General features: G+C 27.9%; 17 protein-coding genes. 15 read left to right on the top strand and 2 right to left on the bottom strand.

Features of this window, described 5'->3' with window-relative positions:
* Nucleotides 1-49 precede the first annotated feature (49 nt).
* From argB to J2Z24_RS19845, 10 genes are all read left to right on the top strand, one after another.
* Complete coding sequence (gene argB / locus J2Z24_RS19890; protein WP_035147588.1) at nt 50-910, top strand: acetylglutamate kinase; 861 nt, start codon at nt 50-52, stop codon at nt 908-910.
* The gene (locus tag J2Z24_RS19885) at nt 897-2,066 is read left to right on the top strand and encodes an aspartate aminotransferase family protein (RefSeq protein WP_035147587.1); all 1,170 of its coding nucleotides are present in this window, start codon (nt 897-899) and stop codon (nt 2,064-2,066) included. The genes argB and J2Z24_RS19885 overlap by 14 nt, the downstream gene beginning before the upstream one ends.
* 466 nt (nt 2,067-2,532) lie before the next feature.
* Nucleotides 2,533-4,599: a chemotaxis protein CheA gene (locus J2Z24_RS19880; protein ID WP_035147586.1), complete on the top strand. Its 2,067-nt coding sequence runs from the start codon at nt 2,533-2,535 to the stop codon at nt 4,597-4,599.
* A 48-nt stretch (nt 4,600-4,647) separates the two neighbouring features.
* Entirely contained in the window at nt 4,648-5,139 is a 492-nt protein-coding gene (locus J2Z24_RS19875) for a chemotaxis protein CheW (protein ID WP_035147585.1), read from the top strand.
* Nucleotides 5,140-5,152: 13 nt separating this feature from the next.
* Entirely contained in the window at nt 5,153-7,660 is a 2,508-nt protein-coding gene (locus tag J2Z24_RS19870) for a methyl-accepting chemotaxis protein (protein WP_051593466.1), read from the top strand.
* Between the two features lie 135 nt (nt 7,661-7,795).
* Nucleotides 7,796-8,842 carry a protein-glutamate methylesterase/protein-glutamine glutaminase gene (locus J2Z24_RS19865; RefSeq protein WP_035152804.1) on the top strand — a complete coding sequence of 349 codons (1,047 nt, stop codon included), beginning with the start codon at nt 7,796-7,798 and terminating at the stop codon, nt 8,840-8,842.
* A 4-nt stretch (nt 8,843-8,846) separates the two neighbouring features.
* On the top strand, nt 8,847-10,115 hold the full coding sequence (locus J2Z24_RS19860) for a PAS domain-containing protein (protein WP_035152806.1): 1,269 nt from the start codon (nt 8,847-8,849) through the stop codon (nt 10,113-10,115).
* A 203-nt stretch (nt 10,116-10,318) separates the two neighbouring features.
* Nucleotides 10,319-11,869, top strand: a complete 1,551-nt coding sequence (locus J2Z24_RS19855) for an ATP-binding protein (RefSeq protein ID WP_307861374.1) — start codon at nt 10,319-10,321, stop codon at nt 11,867-11,869.
* An 11-nt stretch (nt 11,870-11,880) separates the two neighbouring features.
* Nucleotides 11,881-12,276: a response regulator transcription factor gene (locus tag J2Z24_RS19850; protein ID WP_035152808.1), complete on the top strand. Its 396-nt coding sequence runs from the start codon at nt 11,881-11,883 to the stop codon at nt 12,274-12,276.
* A gap of 184 nt (nt 12,277-12,460) precedes the next feature.
* Nucleotides 12,461-13,948 carry a L,D-transpeptidase family protein gene (locus J2Z24_RS19845; RefSeq protein WP_051593468.1) on the top strand — a complete coding sequence of 496 codons (1,488 nt, stop codon included), beginning with the start codon at nt 12,461-12,463 and terminating at the stop codon, nt 13,946-13,948.
* A gap of 72 nt (nt 13,949-14,020) precedes the next feature.
* On the opposite strand, the gene J2Z24_RS19840 is transcribed toward J2Z24_RS19845, so the two are convergent.
* Nucleotides 14,021-15,244, bottom strand: coding sequence for a dicarboxylate/amino acid:cation symporter (locus J2Z24_RS19840; protein WP_035152811.1), 1,224 nt, complete (start codon nt 15,242-15,244; stop codon nt 14,021-14,023).
* A 217-nt stretch (nt 15,245-15,461) separates the two neighbouring features.
* On the opposite strand from J2Z24_RS19840, the gene J2Z24_RS19835 reads away from it, so the two are divergent.
* The gene (locus J2Z24_RS19835; protein WP_035152814.1) at nt 15,462-15,899 is read left to right on the top strand and encodes an ACT domain-containing protein; all 438 of its coding nucleotides are present in this window, start codon (nt 15,462-15,464) and stop codon (nt 15,897-15,899) included.
* A 36-nt stretch (nt 15,900-15,935) separates the two neighbouring features.
* Nucleotides 15,936-16,151 (top strand): DUF3006 domain-containing protein, encoded by a 216-nt coding sequence (locus J2Z24_RS19830; protein WP_035152817.1) that lies wholly within the window; start codon nt 15,936-15,938, stop codon nt 16,149-16,151.
* A gap of 63 nt (nt 16,152-16,214) precedes the next feature.
* On the opposite strand, the gene pgsA is transcribed toward J2Z24_RS19830, so the two are convergent.
* The gene (gene pgsA, locus J2Z24_RS19825) at nt 16,215-16,721 is read right to left on the bottom strand and encodes a CDP-diacylglycerol--glycerol-3-phosphate 3-phosphatidyltransferase (RefSeq protein WP_035152820.1); all 507 of its coding nucleotides are present in this window, start codon (nt 16,719-16,721) and stop codon (nt 16,215-16,217) included.
* 251 nt (nt 16,722-16,972) lie between these two features.
* On the opposite strand from pgsA, the gene J2Z24_RS19820 reads away from it, so the two are divergent.
* The 3 genes from J2Z24_RS19820 to J2Z24_RS19810 all read left to right on the top strand — a co-directional run bounded on the left by J2Z24_RS19820 (nt 16,973) and on the right by J2Z24_RS19810 (nt 20,050).
* Nucleotides 16,973-18,379 carry an NAD(P)/FAD-dependent oxidoreductase gene (locus J2Z24_RS19820; RefSeq protein ID WP_035152824.1) on the top strand — a complete coding sequence of 469 codons (1,407 nt, stop codon included), beginning with the start codon at nt 16,973-16,975 and terminating at the stop codon, nt 18,377-18,379.
* Between the two features lie 39 nt (nt 18,380-18,418).
* Nucleotides 18,419-19,705: an adenylosuccinate synthase gene (locus J2Z24_RS19815; RefSeq protein ID WP_035152827.1), complete on the top strand. Its 1,287-nt coding sequence runs from the start codon at nt 18,419-18,421 to the stop codon at nt 19,703-19,705.
* Nucleotides 19,706-19,864: 159 nt separating this feature from the next.
* Complete coding sequence (locus J2Z24_RS19810) at nt 19,865-20,050, top strand: DUF1858 domain-containing protein (protein ID WP_035152830.1); 186 nt, start codon at nt 19,865-19,867, stop codon at nt 20,048-20,050.
* The last annotated feature ends 117 nt before the right edge of the window (nt 20,051-20,167 follow it).

The raw sequence follows: 20,167 nt of genomic DNA, 5'->3' as shown, positions 1-20,167 counted from the left end.
ATAATTATTCAAATATAATACTATTATATTTGAAAGTTGGTGTGATGAAATGGAAATTCAGAAAGACCTCGAAGCTTTTAAAGGTAAAACCTTTGTTATTAAGTATGGTGGTAGCATAATGGAGAATAAATTTTCACAAGAAGCATTTTTTCAGGATATTTTAGCTTTAAATCGTGCAGGAATTAATATAGTAATTGTTCATGGAGGTGGTCCTGAAATATCAAAGTGGTTAAAAAAAGTTGGTATTGCAAGTAACTTTATTAATGGTCTTAGGATTACAGATGAAAGCACAATAGAAATAGCAGAAATGGTTTTATCAGGTAAAATAAATAAAAACATAGCATGTTCTCTTAATATTAATGGCATAAAGGCGATAGGAATTAGCGGAAGAGATAATAACCTTATAACTGTTAAAAGGAAATACTTAAATATAGATGGAGAACCTGTCGATATTGGATTTGTTGGTGAAGTTGAAGCAATAAATAAAGATTTGATTTTTGATTTACTTAATGCAGGTTATGTACCAATTATTTCCCCAATTGGATGCGATAAAGAAGGAAATAAATATAACATAAATGCGGATTATGTTGCTTCATATATAAGTTCATCCTTGAAGGCTGAAAAACTTATTATTTTAACAGATGTTCAAGGAATATATAAAGATATTAACGATAAATCCACTATAATAAATTCTATTACAACTAATGAAATAAAAGATTATATTGATTTAGGAATTATAAATGGTGGAATGATACCTAAAATGGAATGTTGTATTGATGCATTAGAAAAAGGAACTAAAAAAGTTTATTTAATTGATGGAAGAAAAGAACACTCATTAATTAATAATATATTTTCTAATTATGGAACTACTATTAGTTTGAAAGGTGAGATGAAAAATGACAAAAATTAATTTAATGAATACTTATGGAAGGTATGATGTAAGTTTCGAAAAAGGAGTAGGAACAAAACTATATGACATAAACGGAAAGGAATATTTAGATTTTGTAGCAGGAATTGCTACTAATTGTCTTGGACATTCAAATTCTGTTATTGTGGACGCTTTATCAAAGCAGAGTAATAAATTAATGCATATATCAAACTATTATTGGAATTCAAATGCTATAAAGTTAGCAGAAATACTTTGTAAAAATAGTGATCATAAACAGGCGTTTTTCTGTAATAGTGGAACTGAAGCTGTAGAAGCGGCATTGAAACTTGCAAGAAAATATGGAAAACTTAATGGAACAAATGAAAAGAATAAAGTAATATATATGAATAACTCTTTTCATGGAAGAACAATAGGTGCTTTATCTGTAACTGGACAACAAAAATATAAGGAAAACTTTAAACCTATAATGGGAGGAGTACATTCAGTAAATTTTAATGATATTAAAGATATTGAAAGTATATTTAATGATAATGTTTGTGGAGTAATACTAGAACCAATACAAGGAGAAGGTGGAGTAATTCTTGCTGATACTAATTATTTAAAAAAAGTTAGAGAACTTTGTGATAAATATAATGCACTTTTAATATTTGATGAAGTTCAATGTGGAATAGGAAGAACAGGAAGTCTTTTTGCATATAAAAAATTTGGTGTAATTCCAGATGTGGTATGTATGGCTAAAGCTCTTGGAGGGGGTTTTCCTATTGGAGCTATTATTGCGAATTCAAGAAGTTGTTCTGCTTTTGTTCCAGGAGATCATGGTACAACATTTGGTGGAAATCCATTAGCTTGTGCAGTTTCATGTGCTGTATTGACAGAGTTATTAGAGGGTGGAGTAATTGATTCTGTGGAGGAAAAAAGTAATTATATTTTTGACAAGCTTAACAAATTAAAAGATAAATATTTAGTAATAGATGAAATTAGAGGGATGGGTCTATTAATTGGAATTGTTATGAAAATAGATTCAAAAGCCTTTGTAGATGAATGCTTTAAGGAAGGACTGCTTCTTGTATGTGCAGGCAAAGATGTTGTAAGATTTATTCCTCCACTTAATGTAACTATAGATGAAATTAATACAGCTTTAAATATTTTAGAAAAGGTCTTATTGAAATTTTGTTGATCATATATTCTAGAAGAAAATATGGTAATTTTATAAACAATAAATTAAACTACTAAGATAGCGGTTTTGAAAAATCAAAGCCGCTATTTTTGCAATGTTTATTGGAATTATATTTCAATTAATATTAAATATTGACAATAAATGAAAAAAATTTTAAAATAATATTATAGCCTAAGTAAATTTTATTTAAACATTTCAAAAGTAAATCAGAAGTTATGAGTGCTGTTTCAAATCATTTCTCATAATATGTTGCAAACATTATTCAACTCTTAGTTAATAGATATTAAGCTATAAATAATACTATAAAAATTATCCTATAGTGGCTGCAGTTTTCTTAATTTATGAAGATTTGATATTACAACTATACTTAAAAGAATGTGCAAAAAGTAATTTAATAGAAAACAGGGGCATATGTAATTTTTTTAAAATTATGATATAAGATACCACTTTATAGGGGGTGATTAAATTGACATCAGATTATACAAATGATCCTATGTTAGAATTATTTGTCTATGAAACATCTCAACAGCTTGAACAACTTGAACAATCTTTAATTAAATGTGAAGAATCAAATACATATTCAGATGATACTATAAATGAAATATTTAGAATAATGCACACTATTAAAAGTTCGGCTGCTATGATGCTTTTTAATAATATATCATCTATAGCTCATTCTACAGAAGATATATTTTATGTATTAAGGGAAAATAAACCGGATAACGTAAACTATTCTGATATAAATGATTTAGTATTAGAAGGTGTGGATTTTATAAAAATAGAACTAGAAAAAATAAAAAATAATGATGAAGTTGATGGTGATGCATCTATTATTATATCTAAATTAAAAAATCATCTTAAAGCATTAAAGGAAACTATGGGAAATATAAATGACCATAGTGAGAAATTAAAAACAAATTTTGAACCTAAACAACAATATTATATTAGCTCAAGCAAAACTGAACAGCAATATTACGAAAATAGCTATAAAGTAGTTATATATTTTGAAAAGGATTGTGAAATGGAAAATATAAGAGCGTTTTCTATTATACATAATCTTAAAGATATCACAGAGGAATATAGTTATTTACCGGAAGATATTACTGATAATAATGATAGTGCAGAAGTAATTAAGAAAGATGGGTTTGTTATATATTTTAAAGCAAATAAAACATATGAGGAAATGTGTGAATTTTTCCAAAAAGTTTTCTTTTTAGAAAGTTTTCAGCTTACTTTATTGGAAAATGGAAAAGAGTTAAGTACTTTTGAAAAAGAAAAAAAAGTTGTTGATAATAATGTTATAGTTCCAACTATTGATAATAAAAAGACGCAAAATGATAATGAAATACGTAGTAGTTCTTCATCACATCAAAGTATTATAAGTGTTAGTGTCAGAAAATTAGATAAATTGATGGATTTGATAGGTGAACTTGTAATAACAGAAGCTATGGTAACACAAAATCCAGATTTAAAGGATGTTCATTTGGATAATTTTTTAAAATCTGCAAGACGGTTAAGAAAAATTATAAATGAAACTCAAAATATGGTAATGTCTATAAGAATGGTACCTCTTGAGCCTACCTTTATGAAAATGAACAGAATAGTTAGAGATATGAATAAAAAATTAGGAAAGGACGTTAAATTGAACATTATAGGAGAGGATACAGAAGTTGATAAAAATGTTATAGAACATATATCTGATCCATTAATGCATATTGTAAAAAATTCTATAGATCATGGAATTGAAAGCAAGGAAGAGAGAATTGAAAAGGGAAAAACGGAATGGGGAACAATTACATTGGAAGCTCACACGGAAGGTAGTGAGGTATTTATTATAGTCAAAGATGATGGTAGAGGATTAGATAAGTCAAAAATACTAACAAAAGCAAAAGAACATGGAGCAATTAAAAAGCCAGAAGAGGAAATGACTGATAAGGAAATATATTCACTTATCTTTCTTCCAGGGTTTTCAACTAAAGAGAATGTTACAGAATTTTCTGGAAGAGGAGTAGGTATGGATGTAGTGACAAAAAATATAGAAGCTATTGGAGGATCTATATTAGTTGATAGTTCAGTCAATGTAGGTACTACTATAACAATGAAGATACCTTTGAGTTTAGCAATAATAGATGGGATGAATATAAAGGTTGGAAATTCAAGATATACTATACCTACTATATCTATAAGAGAATCATTTAGGGCAAGGGAAAAAGATATTATAAAAGATATAGATGGTAACGAAATGATTATGATAAGAGGAGAATGTTATCCTATATTAAGGCTTTACCAATTTTATAATGTTAAAACAGATATAACGAATATGCAGGATGGAATAATTATAATGGTTGAAAATAATGAAAAATTTTTATGTATATTTGCAGACGAACTTTTAGGAGAACAACAAGTGGTGGTAAAAGAATTGCCAGCTTATATAAAGAATATAAAGAAAATAAAAGGTATAGCAGGATGCACCTTATTAGGAGATGGAAGCATAAGTTTAATTTTTGATATTAATGATTTAATGAACAATTGATATTAAACACAGGAAAAACTTACAAATAATATAGAAAGGAGATAAGTTATGAGAGGAGATGCTGAAACAATTTCATATGAAGAAGAAGATACCCAAAAAGGAAAATTTCTTACGTTTTCATTAGAATATGAATCTTATGCATTGGAAATAAAATATGTTACAGAAATTATAAGAATTCAAACTATTACAGAAGTACCAGAGTTACCAGATTACATTAGAGGCATAATAAATCTTCGAGGAAACATAATTCCTGTAATGGATATAAGAATTAGATTTAAAAAACCTTTTAGAGAGTATAATGACAGAACCTGTGTAATCGTTGTTGATATAAAGAATGTAACAGTAGGGGTTATAGTTGATAGTGTATCAGAAGTACTAACTATATCAGAAGAAAATATTATTAAACCTCCAGAAACTCTAAAAGGATTTAGCAATAAATATATAAAAGGTATTGGAAAAGTAGAAAATGATGTTAAGTTAATACTTGATTGTGATAAATTGCTAAATATCAATGAGGCTGAAATGTTATCAAATATATAAGGAGGGTATTATAATGAAATGGTTTCATAACTTAAGGATAAGTGTAAAGCTAATAATTACTTTTGTATTAGTAGCAATATTATCAGGAGTGGTAGGTTATATAGGGATAAAAAATATAAGAAATATAGATCATAAATATTCGAATCAGTTTATTAATTATGGAGCATCTCAAGGAGATATCGGAAAATTAGGTATATTATTTCATGATACTAGAAATACTGTAAGGGATATAATGCTAGATAAAAACAGTAATAGAGAAAAATATTTAAATGAAATAAAAGAAAATGATAAGAAAATAGATAGTTTTTTAGTTAAAATAGAAGAAAAAATGCAGACAGATGAGGGAAAAGCTAGATTAAATGAGTTAAAAGATAATTTATATAAATATAAGCAAGTAAGAGAAAAGGTTATAAGTATGGCTGTTTTGAACAAAGAGAAAGAGGCATTAGTTATATTTAGAGGAGAAGGAACTAAGCTGGCAGAAGATATATCTAATATTATAGATAATTTATTAGAATCAAAAACAAATGAAGGGAATAAAGAAAGTTTAGAAAATAGTAAAAGTACAGAAACAGCTATATCTACAATGATAATTATAATAATAGGTACAATTGCTTTAGCAATTATATTAGGTCTATATATATCAAGAATTATTAGTAATCCAATCAAAAAATTAGTACAAGCAGCTAAAAAGATAGCTATTGGAGAAGTAGATATAAATGTAGAAGGTAAAACTAATGATGAAATTGGAGAATTGATGAATTCTTTTGATGAAATGATTAAGAATATCAAGGAACAAGCTGAAGCAGCAGAAAAAATAGCCATAGGTGATTTAAATATTGAATTAGCAGTGAGATCAGAAAAGGATATATTATTAAAAAGTATGAAGTTAGTAGTTGAAAATTTGCGTAATTTAATTATAGAAATGGATAATATGTCAAAATGCCATGATGAAGGAAATATAGATGCTTTTGTTTCAGAAGAGAATTTCCAAGGAAGCTATAGAACAATGGCGAAAGGTATAAACGACATGGTAAAAGACTATATAAAATTAAATAAAAAATCCATGGCTTGTATTTCGCAATTTGTAAAAGGAAATTTTAATGCTGAACTTGAAAAATTTCCTGGGAAAAAAGCTTTTATTAATGATAATATAGAGGCTTTAAGAAAAAATATAAAGGAAGTTAACTTAGAAATAAATAAACTTATAATTGCATCTAATGAAGGAAAACTGAATGAGAGAGCTAATGCAGAAGCTTTCCAAGGAGACTGGGCTATATTAATTAAAGGATTAAATGGATTAGTAGATTCTATTATTGCACCTATACAAGAAACATCATTAGTATTATATGAAATGTCAAAAGGAAATCTTCAAGTAAGTGTAAAAGGAGATTATAAAGGAGATAATGCAAAGATAAAGAATGCAATGAATGAAACTATAAATATATTATCTGCATATATAAGTGAAATATCTAGTGTATTGACTAGTATGGCCAAAGGAAACCTTAATGTTTCAATAAATAAGGATTATAGAGGAGATTTTAATCATATAAAGATTTCTTTAAATAATATTATTAAGTCTTTTAATGATGTATTACGTGATATTAATTCAGCAGCTGAAGAAGTATCATCAGGATCATCACAAGTTTCTGATACTGCACAGGCACTTTCACAAGGTGCAACAGAACAGGCAAGTGCAATCCAAGAGCTTACCGCATCTATCGAGGAAATATCATCGCAGACAAAACAAAATGCAAGTAATGCTAATGATGCAAACGAATTAGCTGAAAGTGCAAAGGAAAATGCAATAAAAGGTGATAGTCAAATGAAAGAAATGGTACAAGCTATGGAAGAAATAAGCCAATCATCAAAAAATATTTCAAAAATAATTAAGGTTATAGATGAAATTGCATTTCAAACTAATATACTTGCACTTAATGCAGCAGTAGAAGCGGCAAGAGCCGGGCAGCATGGAAAAGGTTTTGCAGTTGTAGCAGAAGAAGTAAGAAATCTTGCTGCAAGAAGTGCTAATGCTGCAAAAGAAACTACCACAATGATTGAAGGTTCAATAAAGAAAACGGAAGGTGGTACAAAGATTGCTACTGAAACCGCAGAAGCATTGAATAGCATTGTAGATGGAGTTGCAAAAGTGGCTAACATTATAAACGAAATAGCTGTTGCTTCAACTGAACAAGCGGCTGGAATTGAACAAATTAATCAAGGAATAGAACAAGTATCACAAGTTGTTCAAACTAATTCTTCAACAGCGGAAGAAAGTGCTGCAGCCAGTGAAGAACTTTCAGGACAGGCAGAAGTTCTTAAAGATATGGTAGCTAAGTTTAAACTTAAGGAAATAAATAATTCTTATGATAGACTTGAAGATTTAAATCCAGAAGTTTTAAGGATACTTGATAATATGAAAGAAAGAAGAAGAGAGAATAATTCATCAATGAAGGATGTTGAGCTAGAAGCAGCGGCAACTGATTTAACAATTGATTTAGAAAGTAAAGAATTCCATTAATATAGAAATTTTATGGAGAGAGTTGGTTAAAAACTCTCTCTTATGTATAAATAGGTGGAAATTATTAATGTAGTTTAATAATTTTATAAAGTTTAGATATATGATATTTTCTTTTTATAGAGGGGAGTAGGGGATATGAACAAGCCAAAACAAATAAAAGTTTTAATTGTAGATGATAGTTTAGTTTTTAGAAAAATTTTAGAAATGGGAATATCGTCAGAACCTAGTATACAGGTTGTTGCAACAGCAATAGATCCATTTGATGCAAGAGACAAAATTATTAGTTTTAAGCCAGATGTAATAATATGCGATGTACAAATGCCTAAGATGAATGGTATTGAATTTATTAAAAGATTATTACCTCAATATCCAATTCCAATTTTAGTAATAAGCTCTAGAAGTGAAGCAGTATTTGATGCTATGAATGCAGGAGCTGTAGATTTTATAACAAAACCAACTGTAGAAGAAGCAAAAGGTGTGAAAGAGTTTATACATGAAATTATAGAAAAAATACAGATTGCTGCTAATGCAAAAATTTTAGTTAAAAAGTCTATAAAATTAAATAATAAAATAGAACATAAGTCTTTTAATTCAAATAAAGACATTATTGCTATTGGAGCTTCGACAGGAGGAACAGAAGCAATATTTAATGTATTAAAATCCTTATCACCTGATGTGCCAGGAATAGTTATTGTCCAGCATATTCCACCTATTTTTTCAAGAATGTTTGCAGATAGATTAAATAAATTTACTAATTTATCTGCTAAAGAGGCAAAATCAGGAGACTATTTAGATACTGGAAAAGTGCTAGTAGCACCTGGGGATCAGCATATGAAAATAGTGAAAGTTAATAATAAATATAGAGTTGAATGCTTTAAAGGAGATAAAGTAAATGGACATTGTCCATCTATAGACTTATTGTTTAATTCAGTAGCTAAAGAAGCAAAAGATAAGGCTATAGGAATAATACTTACAGGTATGGGATATGATGGGGCAAAGGGATTATTGGAGATGAGAAGAAAGGGAGCGACAACCATTGGACAGGATGAAACCTCATCAGTTGTATATGGTATGCCTAAAGTTGCATTTAATATAGGGGCAGTAGAAAGACAAGTCTCTTTGGATAATATTTCTAATACCATATATTCTATATTAGGTAATAAAAATGTAGAAAGGGGTTAATTTAGTGGAAAACGTATTTAATACTTTCATGGACAAAGATATTATAATTTCCGCTTTAACATGTATAGGTGATGGAGTTATTTGTACCGATTTAGATGCTAATGTAATATTTATAAATGATTCAACTGAAAAGATTACAGGATGGGAATGGAAAGATGTTTTTGGCAAAAAATTTAACGAAGTATTTACTATATTAGATATTGATGATAAATTAGAACAAAATCCTATTGAAAGCGTTTTAAGATTAGAAAAACCTATAGGACTCAAAAAAAACTCTGTTTTGTTGATTAAAAATGGACAAAGATTATTTATATCTGCAAGTTGTTCCCCAATTAAGAATTATGAAGGAGTTGTGCAAGGCGTTGTTGTTGTATTTAGAAATATAACAAGAATAAAGAATATTGAGATAAAAAATTTAAATGAAAATAAAAATTTTAAGAGTGTTCTGAATAATGCGCCTGTGGGAGTGCTTATTTTAAACAAATATAAGAATGTAGAAAAGATTAATGGTGCAGCACTTAAGATTTTTCAAAAGAATAGGGAAGAAGTTATTGGAAAGACTTTTGGAGATGCATTTAGCTGTATAGGAAGTATAGAAAGTAAAAAATCTTGTAGTTACAGTTTAACATGTGAAAATTGTAAACTTAATAAAGCTATAAATTTGGCATTACAATCTAATAAAGGAACTAATGATATTGAATTATGCAATGAATTTATCATAAATAATAAGAAGGTTATTTATTGGTTTAAAGTAAGTGTTAATCCAATAATGAATAACAATAATATAAGTGTAGTAATTATAATTATGGATATAACTGATAGAAAAAAGAAAGAGATAAGTGCCATAGAAGCAAGAGATTATTGTATACATATACTTAATCATTTTCCAGCCCCTATTTGGCGTTTAAGTGTAGAAAATAAATATGATTATGTAAATCAAAGTATGTTAGATTTTATGTGTACAGAGGGTTGTAAGGATATAGATAAAAGGATAGAAGAAAGTATTCATACTGACTATGTAGAAAAATTTAAAAAAGATATTAATAATGCTTTTAATAAAAGAATTCCATTTCAATGTGAATATTGGATGAAAAGAGTTGATGGAGAATATCGGTATGTAATAAATGAAGGAATACCTTTTTATGATTTGGAAAATAATTTTGCAGGTTATATAGGCTTAATATATGATATTACTGAAAGAAAAAATGCAGAAGCTGTAATGAGACAAACAAATACTAAGTATAGAGCTTTGTTTATGAATATGAAAAGCTGATTAATATAGAAAAAAACAATTTAATAGGTAAAAATTTTTCTTATATATTTAATGAATATTATCACTATTATAAAGAAGTTATTAGTAAATGTGGTGAGATTTCATTAAATAATAATATAAAACTAGAAACAGAATTTTTATCTCCTATAACTGGCAAATGGTATAATATATCAATATTCAGTCCAGAAAAGAACTATTTTGCAATAATATTAACAGACATAACGGAAAGGAATAGTTTTATAAATGAATTAAAGACTGCTAAAGAAAAAGCGGAATTAGCTAATAAAGCTAAAAGTGAATTTTTGAGTAATATGAGTCATGAAATAAGAACTCCTCTTAATGGTATTGTAGGTATGGTAGATTTAACATTGCTAACTAATTTAGATTGTGAACAACGAGAAAATTTAGAGACTGCTAAGTCTTGTGTAAATTCACTTTTAAGAATAATAAATGATATACTTGATTTTTCAAAAATGGAGGCAGGGAAACTTAAAATAGAAAGTGTTAATTTTGACATTAAAAAATTAATAGAAGAAATTATAAAAATTCAAAAACATAATGCTGAAAGTAAAGGACTTGAATTAAATTATACTTTTTATTCATCTATACCTGATTATATTATTGGTGATCCAGGAAGATTACAACAAATACTTAATAATTTGATTGTTAATGCTATTAAATTTACAGACAAAGGTGAAATTTGGGTAACTATTAAAAAAGTTAATTTAGATAAAGAAAATGTATCTATTAAATTTATGGTTTCTGATACAGGGATAGGAATTAATGCAGAGAATGTAGATAAGTTATTTGAGAGTTTTACACAATTAGATAGCTCTTTTACCAGAAAAAGAGGGGGAACAGGATTAGGACTTGCAATATGTAAAAAGCTTGTTGAAATGATGGAGGGCGAATTAGAAGTCACAAGTAAAAAAGGAAAAGGAAGTAGCTTTTATTTTACTTTAAAATTTCCATTAGCAACAAAATTATGTGAAACAAAAGATGAAATACCACAACGTATAAATCATACAAATGCATTGAATATATTGATAGCAGAAGATGATAAAATAAATCAACTAGTAATTTCTAAAATGCTTAAAGAAAAAACACATAAAGTTGACATAGTAAATAATGGATTAGAGGTTTTAAAAGCATATGAACAAAAAGCATATGATGTTATTTTAATGGATATTAATATGCCAGAGATGAATGGAATTGATGCTACTAAGAAGATAAGGGAAAAAGAAGGAGATGGCAATCATATTCCAATAATAGCGTTAACAGCTTATGCATTAAAGGGAGATAAAGAAAAGTTTTTATCAAATGGAATGGATGAATATGTATCAAAACCTGTAATCATGGAAGAATTGCTAAAAGTTATTCATAGGGTAGTTAATAAAGATAATAGATTATATGAATTACCTAACTTAAGTGTAAGGCTGAATGAAAATGGAGAAGTTGAATTTTTTAATAATGAAACTTATAAAATAAGTGATAATGAAATATTATTAATAAAAAAATTAGAAAATCTAATTTATGAGTTATCAAAATCATTAAAGGAAAATCAAATATCTTTTATAGAATCTATTTCAAATAAAATCAAGATTTTAGCTAATGAAATAGGAGCAGAAGAAATAAAGATTAATGCTTTCAAAATAGAACTTGCAGCTAGACGTGGTAATTTAAACGAAGTAGTAGAATATGCATTAAAAATTATTGATATATTTAATACTTTCAAAATAACAGGAATTTTTTAGGGGGGAAATATATGAAAATATTAATAGCAGAAGATGACTTAGCAAGTAGAAAGTTTTTATTCAAATTTCTTTCAAAGTATGGAAATTGCGATATAGTAGTTGATGGTATGGAAGTTTTAGATGCATATTTAGTGGCCATAAAAGATAATGAACCTTATGATTTGATATGTTTAGATATAATGATGCCTAAAGTAGATGGTGTTAAAGTACTTAAAGCTATAAGAGATTTTGAAAGTCAAAGAAATTTTTCAAATGATAAAAAAGTAAAAGTTATAATGATTACGGCATTGGCTGATACAAGCTATGTGAAAAAGGCTTTTGAAATAGGATGCGAAGCTTATGCTGCTAAACCTATTGATATTGAAAAGTTTGTAAAAGTAATGAAAGAAATAGGATTGATTAATTAATAAAAATGTTTTAAATTATATAAGAAAAATTTTTTACATTTGCCTTCTGTTAATATATAATATTCATTGAATAGAAGATTATGGCATTAAATTTTGAAATAAATTTGTAACCATTTAAATCCACTAATTTAATATAATCTATTTAATGTCTAGTATTTTAATTAATAATTCTAGGAGGGCATATATGAAAAAAAAGTTAAATCTAATAAGACTTTTTCTAGTAGTATTAATTTGTACTGTTATGCTAGGTAGTTTATCTTTTAGAGTTTATGCAGCAGATAGTGTAGAAGATGGACAAACCGTTAAAGAAGAAAAAGTTAATAAGGTTATTATACCAGTACAGGAAAATACCATATTAAAAAATGCTTCTATGCATTTTGAAAACTCTATAATATATCAAAATGATATTATTCACTATTTAATTAATGCAAATTATAATGGTAAGATTAATTATAGAGTATTTTTACACCATTTAGATAGTGATTCATGGAAGGATATTACTCCTGGATATACTTTAGATAGGAATGGAAGAGAATTATATCAAGCTAATTTACTTAAGCTTACTCCAGGAAAATATGAGATTATAGTTTTTGCTAAAAAGGCTGAATCACAAGGAGAAAAAAACATAAAGATAAAAGAGTATGATGTAAAATATGATGATTATAAAATTGAGCAATTCCAGTGTGTAGAAAATATAGATCCTCAATTAGATGCATCTATACAAGGAAAATCTCCTTTATATGAGGGAAGTATAGAGCAGATAACGTTAAAGTCTAATGGATTTGATGGATTAGTTCAATATAATGTTTTATTATATTCAAATAAAACTAAGCAATGGAAGAGTATAACTAATGGATATACAAAAGCTATAAATGCAAAAGAAGTTTATAAAATATCTACAGATAAGTTATCAGCGGATTCATATACATTATCTGTTAGAGTTAAAAAGGCAGGCTATAAGGGTAGTAAATTAGATAGTTTAGGAGACTATGATAATTTAAAAAACTTTACAATGTCTGTTATAAAGAAACCAAAACCAAAGCCTAAATCATCAGAACCAGAAGCACCTAAAATACAGCCTATATATGTAGGAAATGATAATGAAAACTCAAAAATAAATATAAGAAGAGATTCAAGTTTAAATTCACCAGTAGTTGGACAAATTTATGGAAGCACTCAAGGAATCAAAGTATTAGGCAAAAAAGGAAATTTTTATTATGTACAAGCTAAGGATTATGACACTCTTAGGAATGTAAAAGGATACATTAGACAGGATTATGTAAAACAGGTAACACCATCTAATATTTACAGTATAATAGTAGATATTAGTGACCAGAAAGTATATATATATAAATATGGTAAGCTAGTACAAAAATTTATTTGTTCAACAGGAATGGATGCAACACCTACTCCAACAGGAACATATTTAATTGGAGGAAGAGGACCAAGTTTTGGACAAGAAAAGGGATATATATGCTACAATTTTGTAAGAATAAATCATGATTATTTGTTTCATAGTGTTCTTCATTACTTAGATGGCAGCATAATTCAATCAGAATATAATAAGTTAGGTAGAAAAGCCTCTCATGGTTGTATAAGGTTAAAGGACGAAAATATTAAGTGGATTTATAACAATATTCCAAGAAATACTCTTGTAGTAATACAACAATAGTAAAATCATATTGTATATTAATAAAAAGAACTTATTGTTTTGAAACAATAAGTTCTTTTTATTAACTATATTTTAAGCCCCCATAACTTCATTGTCAGTATATAAATTATTATTTTTATTTAATGATTTATTTCTATATTTATTAGAGATTTTATCTATAATCATAGATAATGCACAGTCACCAGTTATATTTGTAGCTGTACCAAAACTATCTTGAGATACATGTAAAGCTATCATAATACCTTGTTGAGGTTGAGTAAATAATAGCATATCTTTTAGTAAACCAAGAGAAGCATATATTCCTCCACCTGGTATACCAGGTGCTGCCACCATTGTAACTCCAAGCATCAATATAAATGGCATCATCATTGCAAATGTAGGAATAGTTCCACTCATCATTAAAACTGCCATGGCGGATAAAGTTATTGTAATAGTATCACCTGCAAGATGTATAGTAGCACATAAAGGAATAACAAAATTAGCAATGTCTTCTGATACTCCATTTTTTTTAGTGCATTTTAATGTAAATGGTATACTTGCAGCAGAAGATTGAGTTCCTACAGCTGTAAAATATGCAGGTAACATATTCTTTAATGATTTAAGTGGAGATCTGCCACTTACTGACCAAGCTATACTATATTGTATAGCTAAGTAAATACCTTGTATTAATAAAAGCATAATATAAACTATAGAAAATGCTTTAATAGTTGATATTATTTCTCCATTAGCTGTAAGCTTTGAAAATATTCCGGATATATGAATAGGTATAAGAGGAACTAAAATATTTTTTATAACTAGTTCTAATATGTTTTCAAAATCATAAAAAACATTCATTAAAGCTTTACCTTTTATATGAGCTATACCTAGACCTATCATGAAAGCTGTTACTAAAGCTGTCATTACTCCCATTGCAGGAGGGATCTCTATTTTAAAGAAAGGTTCTAAATATAAATTTGATTTTGGAGCAAGTTGCCCAATTTTAAGTACATGAGGTAGAATCCAATTTCCTGCCATAAAAGCAAGTAATCCAGCGAATATAGTTGAAACATATGCAATTATAACAGTTATACCAAGAAGTTTTCCAGAACCACTTCCTAATTTTGAAATACCAGGTACAATGAAACCTATTATTATAAAAGGAATAATGAAATTAAGAAAGTTTCCAAATATTGCAGAAAAAGTTGTAAGTATTCTTACTGGAAATACAAATCCTGTGGACTTTGAGATAATTCCAATGATAATACCAAAAATAATACCGAAAATTAACCTAGGAAATAGACCTACTTTTTTTAACATAATATCACCCCTAATATATTACAATGATTGTCCGTATAAAAAGAACAAATGTATTTGTAATTTGCACTTTCATATTTTAGCATTATCATTTTTTTATGTCAACTAAATTCTTAAAGACATAAATAATATTTTTACTACAGTTGTATATATGAATTTACTATGTTAATATTATGGCATAATATATTTGTTTTAAATTATGTACACATGAGGTGATTTTATGGGTGACAAATTTCTAATGATACATACTAGTGTACTTCCAGAAGTTTTTGAAAAAGTAATTGAAGTAAAAGAAATGATGAAAACAGGAAAAATTAAAGAAATAACTGAAGCAGTAAAAATCGTAGGAATAAGCAGAAGTACTTATTATAAATATAAAGATTATGTTTTTACAGTATCTGAAACTATGAATAATCGAAAGGTAATAATTTCCTTAACATTAGATCATGAGCCTGGAACTTTATCAAAAATATTAGATATAATTGCCTCATATGAAGGTAATATATTAACTATAAATCAAGAAATACCTATAAATAATACTGCTAATGTAAATATAACTTTTGATATATCAAACTTAAATATAGAACTAAATGCTTTATTAGATGAAATAAGAAATATGGAACATGTCATTAAATTAGAACTGGTTGCTATGGATTAGAGATATTCTTGTATTTACAATGTGGAGGAATATAATATGAAAGGAATAATTGACAGGTTTGAAGAAAATTATGTAGTTGTAGAACTACAAGATAGAACCATAATAAACATAGAAAAAAGTAAAGTGCCAAGCAATGCAAAAGAAGGAGATGTACTTAATATTGATAAAGATATTATACGGATCGATAAGGATGAAACTGAGAAATTAAAATATGATATAGATGAAATGACTAAAGATTTATGGGAAAATTAAAATATTTTGAAGGTTATAAAAACACATTAAAGCCATGGTATAAAGTACCATAGCTTTAATGTGTTATTTTTGTTTTAAATAAAATAAGAGATAGTTTGTAAATGCTAAAAGAGCGCTTAATACTGCTATATCTAATAAGTATTCACCATATTTTGAATTAAAATTTAATATAAATATAGATATATAAAACATGAGAGTTGCCATTTTACCGAAAATATTTGAAGGGATAATAAAATCTTTATTATATAATATTGCCCCAGCAATAATCATGGCTAATTCTTTTATAGATACTATAATAATTATCCATAAGGGAATAATATCATTAATAGTTAAGCAAGTAAGCACAGTAAGAAGCATAAGTTTATCAGCTAGTGGATCTAGTACGATTCCCCATTTAGTTACTAAATTTTTTTTTCTAGCTATGTATCCATCTAATACATCAGTAAGACCTGCAATTAAAAACAATATTATTGAGTAAAAGATATTATTTTTAATGTTTGAAAAAAATACTAGTATAAAAATTGGTATTAAAAACATTCTAAATAGAGTTAGTATATTTGGAAGATTCATATATCCCTCTCCTATAAATTATTATTTAGAAGCAACGGTGGTTGAAAACTTATCCTTAACAGGAAGTTTGATACTTATATAATATAGTATAATATAATTAAAGCATTTGTAAAATAACTTTGATAATTAATAATAGATACATTATAAAATGACGAAATGCGAATTATTTAACTATGAAAACGATAAATATTCGTATTTATTATTGACGGGTATCTTCATTTTTGTTACCATATTACAGGAGGGGATATAAATTGAGAAATAAGTATGATTTAATTATAGTTGGAGCAGGTCCAGCAGGCATATTTACAGCGTTAGAGATAACAAAGTTAAAAAAAGGAATAAATGTCCTTATTCTAGATAAGGGAAGAAATATTGAAAAAAGAAATTGCCCTGCAAGAATTAATGGAAAATGTTTGAATTGTGAACCTTGTGGTATAACTTTTGGTTGGTCAGGTGCGGGAGCTTTTTCAGATGGTAAGCTTTCTTTAAGCCCTGAAGTAGGGGGAAGAATATTAGAATATGTTGATGAAAATGGAGCAAAAGAGTTAATAAAGTATTGTGATGATATATATTTAAAGTTTGGAGCCAATAAAACTGTTTATGGTTTAAATAATGAAAATACTGATAAAATAAAATATGAAGCTAGTAAACATAATATAAGACTTATAGAATGTCCAGTAAGACATTTGGGAACAGAACTTGCTTATAATGTTTTAAAAGGGATGTATCATCATTTAATTAATGAAACTAATACTGATTTTTGTGAGTTAACGGAAGTAAAAGATATAATTATAGAGAATGAAGAAGTAAAAGGGGTATTAATAGAAAATAAAGAGGGTATTAAAAAAGTTTCTGCAAATTATGTAGTAGCAGCGCCAGGAAGAGGTGGGGCTGAATGGTTAACAGAACAAGCTAGAAAGCATAAGTTGAAGACAACTAATAATGCAGTAGATATAGGAGTGAGGGTGGAAGTTCCAAATTCTATAATGGATCATTTAACTAAGGATTTATATGAAGCTAAGTTGGTATATTATTCTGATACATTTGAAAATAAGGTTAGAACATTTTGTATGAATCCAGGAGGAGTTGTGTCTGAGGAACATTATGATGGAGATATAGCTGTAGTTAATGGTCATAGCTATTCTGAACAAGAATTAAGAACAGACAATACCAATTTTGCAGTACTTGTATCCACTACATTTACAGAACCATTTAATCAGCCAATAGATTATGGTAAATATATTGCAAAATTGGGAAACATGCTAACTGGAGGAGGGATAATGGTACAGAGGCTTGGAGATCTCCTAAATGGAAGAAGAACTGATTATTCTAGACTAAATAAGTCTACTACTATACCAACTATGAAGTCAGCAGTTCCAGGAGACTTAAGTTTTGTACTACCTCAAAGACATTTAACTGCTATAGTAGAAGCATTAAAAGCTTTTGATAAAATTGCACCAGGGCTTTATAGTAAAAACACATTGCTTTATGGTGTAGAAGTAAAGTTCTATTCAAGCAAATTTGAAACCAATAATAAATTTGAAACTTCTATAAAGAATTTATATACTATAGGTGATGGAGCTGGTATTACAAGAGGTCTTATGCAAGCTTCAGTTACTGGAGTAGTTGTAGCTAGAGATATAAATGGAAAATTTTAATACTGATATAATCAGTATATATTATAAGGAGGAGTATTCATGTCAGCATATATTGTACTAGGAGCTCAATGGGGAGACGAAGGAAAAGGGAAAATGACAGACTATCTAGCAGAAAAGGCAGATGTAGTTGTAAGATATCAGGGAGGAAATAATGCAGGACATACTGTTGAAGTAGGAGAAAAACAATATAAACTTCATTTAATACCTTCTGGTATATTATATGGAAGTAAATTAAATGTTATTGGGAATGGTGTAGTTTTAGATCCTAAGGCTCTTTTTGAAGAAATGGAGTACTTAAAGGGGTTAGGAGTAAATATAACTCCAGATAATCTTATAATAAGTGATAGAGCTCAATTAATTATGCCTTATCATAGAATATTAGATGGAATAAAAGAAAGAGCTAGAGGTAAAAAGGATATTGGAACTACAGGAAAAGGAATAGGTCCATGTTATACAGATAAAATGGAAAGAAGCGGAATAAGAGTTTGTGACCTTATGCACAAAGAAGTATTTAAGGAAAAATTACAAGATAACATTGAAGATAAAAACAACATAATAAATAAAATATATGGAGAAGAATCCGTAGATTTTCAGGTAATATATGATGAGTATATGAACTATGCTGAAAAAATAAGACCTTTTGTTAAAGACTCTTCAGTAATAGTATTTGATAAAATAAAAGAAGAAAAGAAAGTATTATTTGAAGGTGCACAAGGAACCTTATTAGATATAGATTATGGAACTTATCCATATGTTACATCCTCAAATACTATAGCAGGAGGAGTTTGTACAGGATCAGGTATTGGACCAACTATGATAACAAATGCAGTTGGTATTGCAAAAGCATATACTACAAGAGTAGGTAAAGGCCCTTTCCCAACAGAGTTATTAGATGAAACAGGAGATTGGATAAGAGAAAAAGGACATGAATATGGAGTAACTACAGGAAGAGCTAGAAGATGTGGATGGCTAGACCTTGTAATACTTAAAACAGCAGCAAGAGTTTCAGGATTAACAAGTTTTGCAGTAACAAAGATAGATACTTTAGCAGGATTAGAAAAGCTAAAGGTTTGTATAGGATATAAATTTGAAGATAAAATAATAGACTATGTTCCAGCTAGTCTTGAAGATTTAGCTAAATGTGAACCTGTATATGAAGAATTTGATGGTTGGGATGAAAGTATAGCTAATGCTAGAGCTTATAATGAACTACCAGAAAAAGCAAAAATATATTTAAAGAAAATAGAAGAGTTTACTGGAACTAGAATATCTATAGTTTCAGTGGGTCCAAGAAGAGATCAAACTATAGAAGTAAGTCATATATAATGTATATAAGAATATATTCCTAGGTATGTTTTTAGTATCTTAGTATATAATAAGTGTGTACTTGAAATATTAGGTTTTGTTATTTATAATATAAATTAGAAAGTTGACCACACTTATATACTTTAAAGATAATTAAAAAATAGGAGAGAGGTAGATAAAATGCAAATTAATAAAGATATGACTATAGGCGAAGCAATAAAGAATAAACCAGAAGCTGCTGATATACTAGCTAATTTTGGAATGGGATGCGTATTTTGCCCTTCAGCTCAAGCAGAAACAATAGAGCAAGCAGCTATGGTACATGGTATAGAATTAAATACACTTTTAGAAGCATTAAATAAATAATAAAAAATCCTGTAAGAATTCCTGAGGCCACTGAAAAAGCTATGCTTTTTCTCTTGATATCGAATTAAGCAGATAAATGAGCACGAAGTATTCTATAATTTCTAAGAATACTTCGTG

The sequence above is a fragment of the Clostridium tetanomorphum genome (assembly GCF_017873215.1).
Lineage (GTDB): Bacteria > Bacillota > Clostridia > Clostridiales > Clostridiaceae > Clostridium_AO > Clostridium_AO tetanomorphum.
Note: the sequence above shows the minus strand (reverse complement) of the source record. Positions and strands in the feature narration are given on the sequence as shown.

Bases quoted from the DNA above. Each gene is read 5' to 3' on its own strand.
- argB (WP_035147588.1), top strand. From the start codon at position 50: ATGGAAATTCAGAAAGACCTCGAAGCTTTTAAAGGTAAAACCTTTGTT.
- J2Z24_RS19885 (WP_035147587.1), top strand. From the start codon at position 897: ATGACAAAAATTAATTTAATGAATACTTATGGAAGGTATGATGTAAGT.
- J2Z24_RS19875 (WP_035147585.1), top strand. From the start codon at position 4,648: ATGAGAGGAGATGCTGAAACAATTTCATATGAAGAAGAAGATACCCAA.
- J2Z24_RS19870 (WP_051593466.1), top strand. From the start codon at position 5,153: ATGAAATGGTTTCATAACTTAAGGATAAGTGTAAAGCTAATAATTACT.
- J2Z24_RS19865 (WP_035152804.1), top strand. From the start codon at position 7,796: ATGAACAAGCCAAAACAAATAAAAGTTTTAATTGTAGATGATAGTTTA.
- J2Z24_RS19850 (WP_035152808.1), top strand. From the start codon at position 11,881: ATGAAAATATTAATAGCAGAAGATGACTTAGCAAGTAGAAAGTTTTTA.
- J2Z24_RS19845 (WP_051593468.1), top strand. From the start codon at position 12,461: ATGAAAAAAAAGTTAAATCTAATAAGACTTTTTCTAGTAGTATTAATT.
- J2Z24_RS19840 (WP_035152811.1), bottom strand. From the start codon at position 15,244: ATGTTAAAAAAAGTAGGTCTATTTCCTAGGTTAATTTTCGGTATTATT.
- J2Z24_RS19835 (WP_035152814.1), top strand. From the start codon at position 15,462: ATGGGTGACAAATTTCTAATGATACATACTAGTGTACTTCCAGAAGTT.
- J2Z24_RS19830 (WP_035152817.1), top strand. From the start codon at position 15,936: ATGAAAGGAATAATTGACAGGTTTGAAGAAAATTATGTAGTTGTAGAA.
- pgsA (WP_035152820.1), bottom strand. From the start codon at position 16,721: ATGAATCTTCCAAATATACTAACTCTATTTAGAATGTTTTTAATACCA.
- J2Z24_RS19815 (WP_035152827.1), top strand. From the start codon at position 18,419: ATGTCAGCATATATTGTACTAGGAGCTCAATGGGGAGACGAAGGAAAA.
- J2Z24_RS19810 (WP_035152830.1), top strand. From the start codon at position 19,865: ATGCAAATTAATAAAGATATGACTATAGGCGAAGCAATAAAGAATAAA.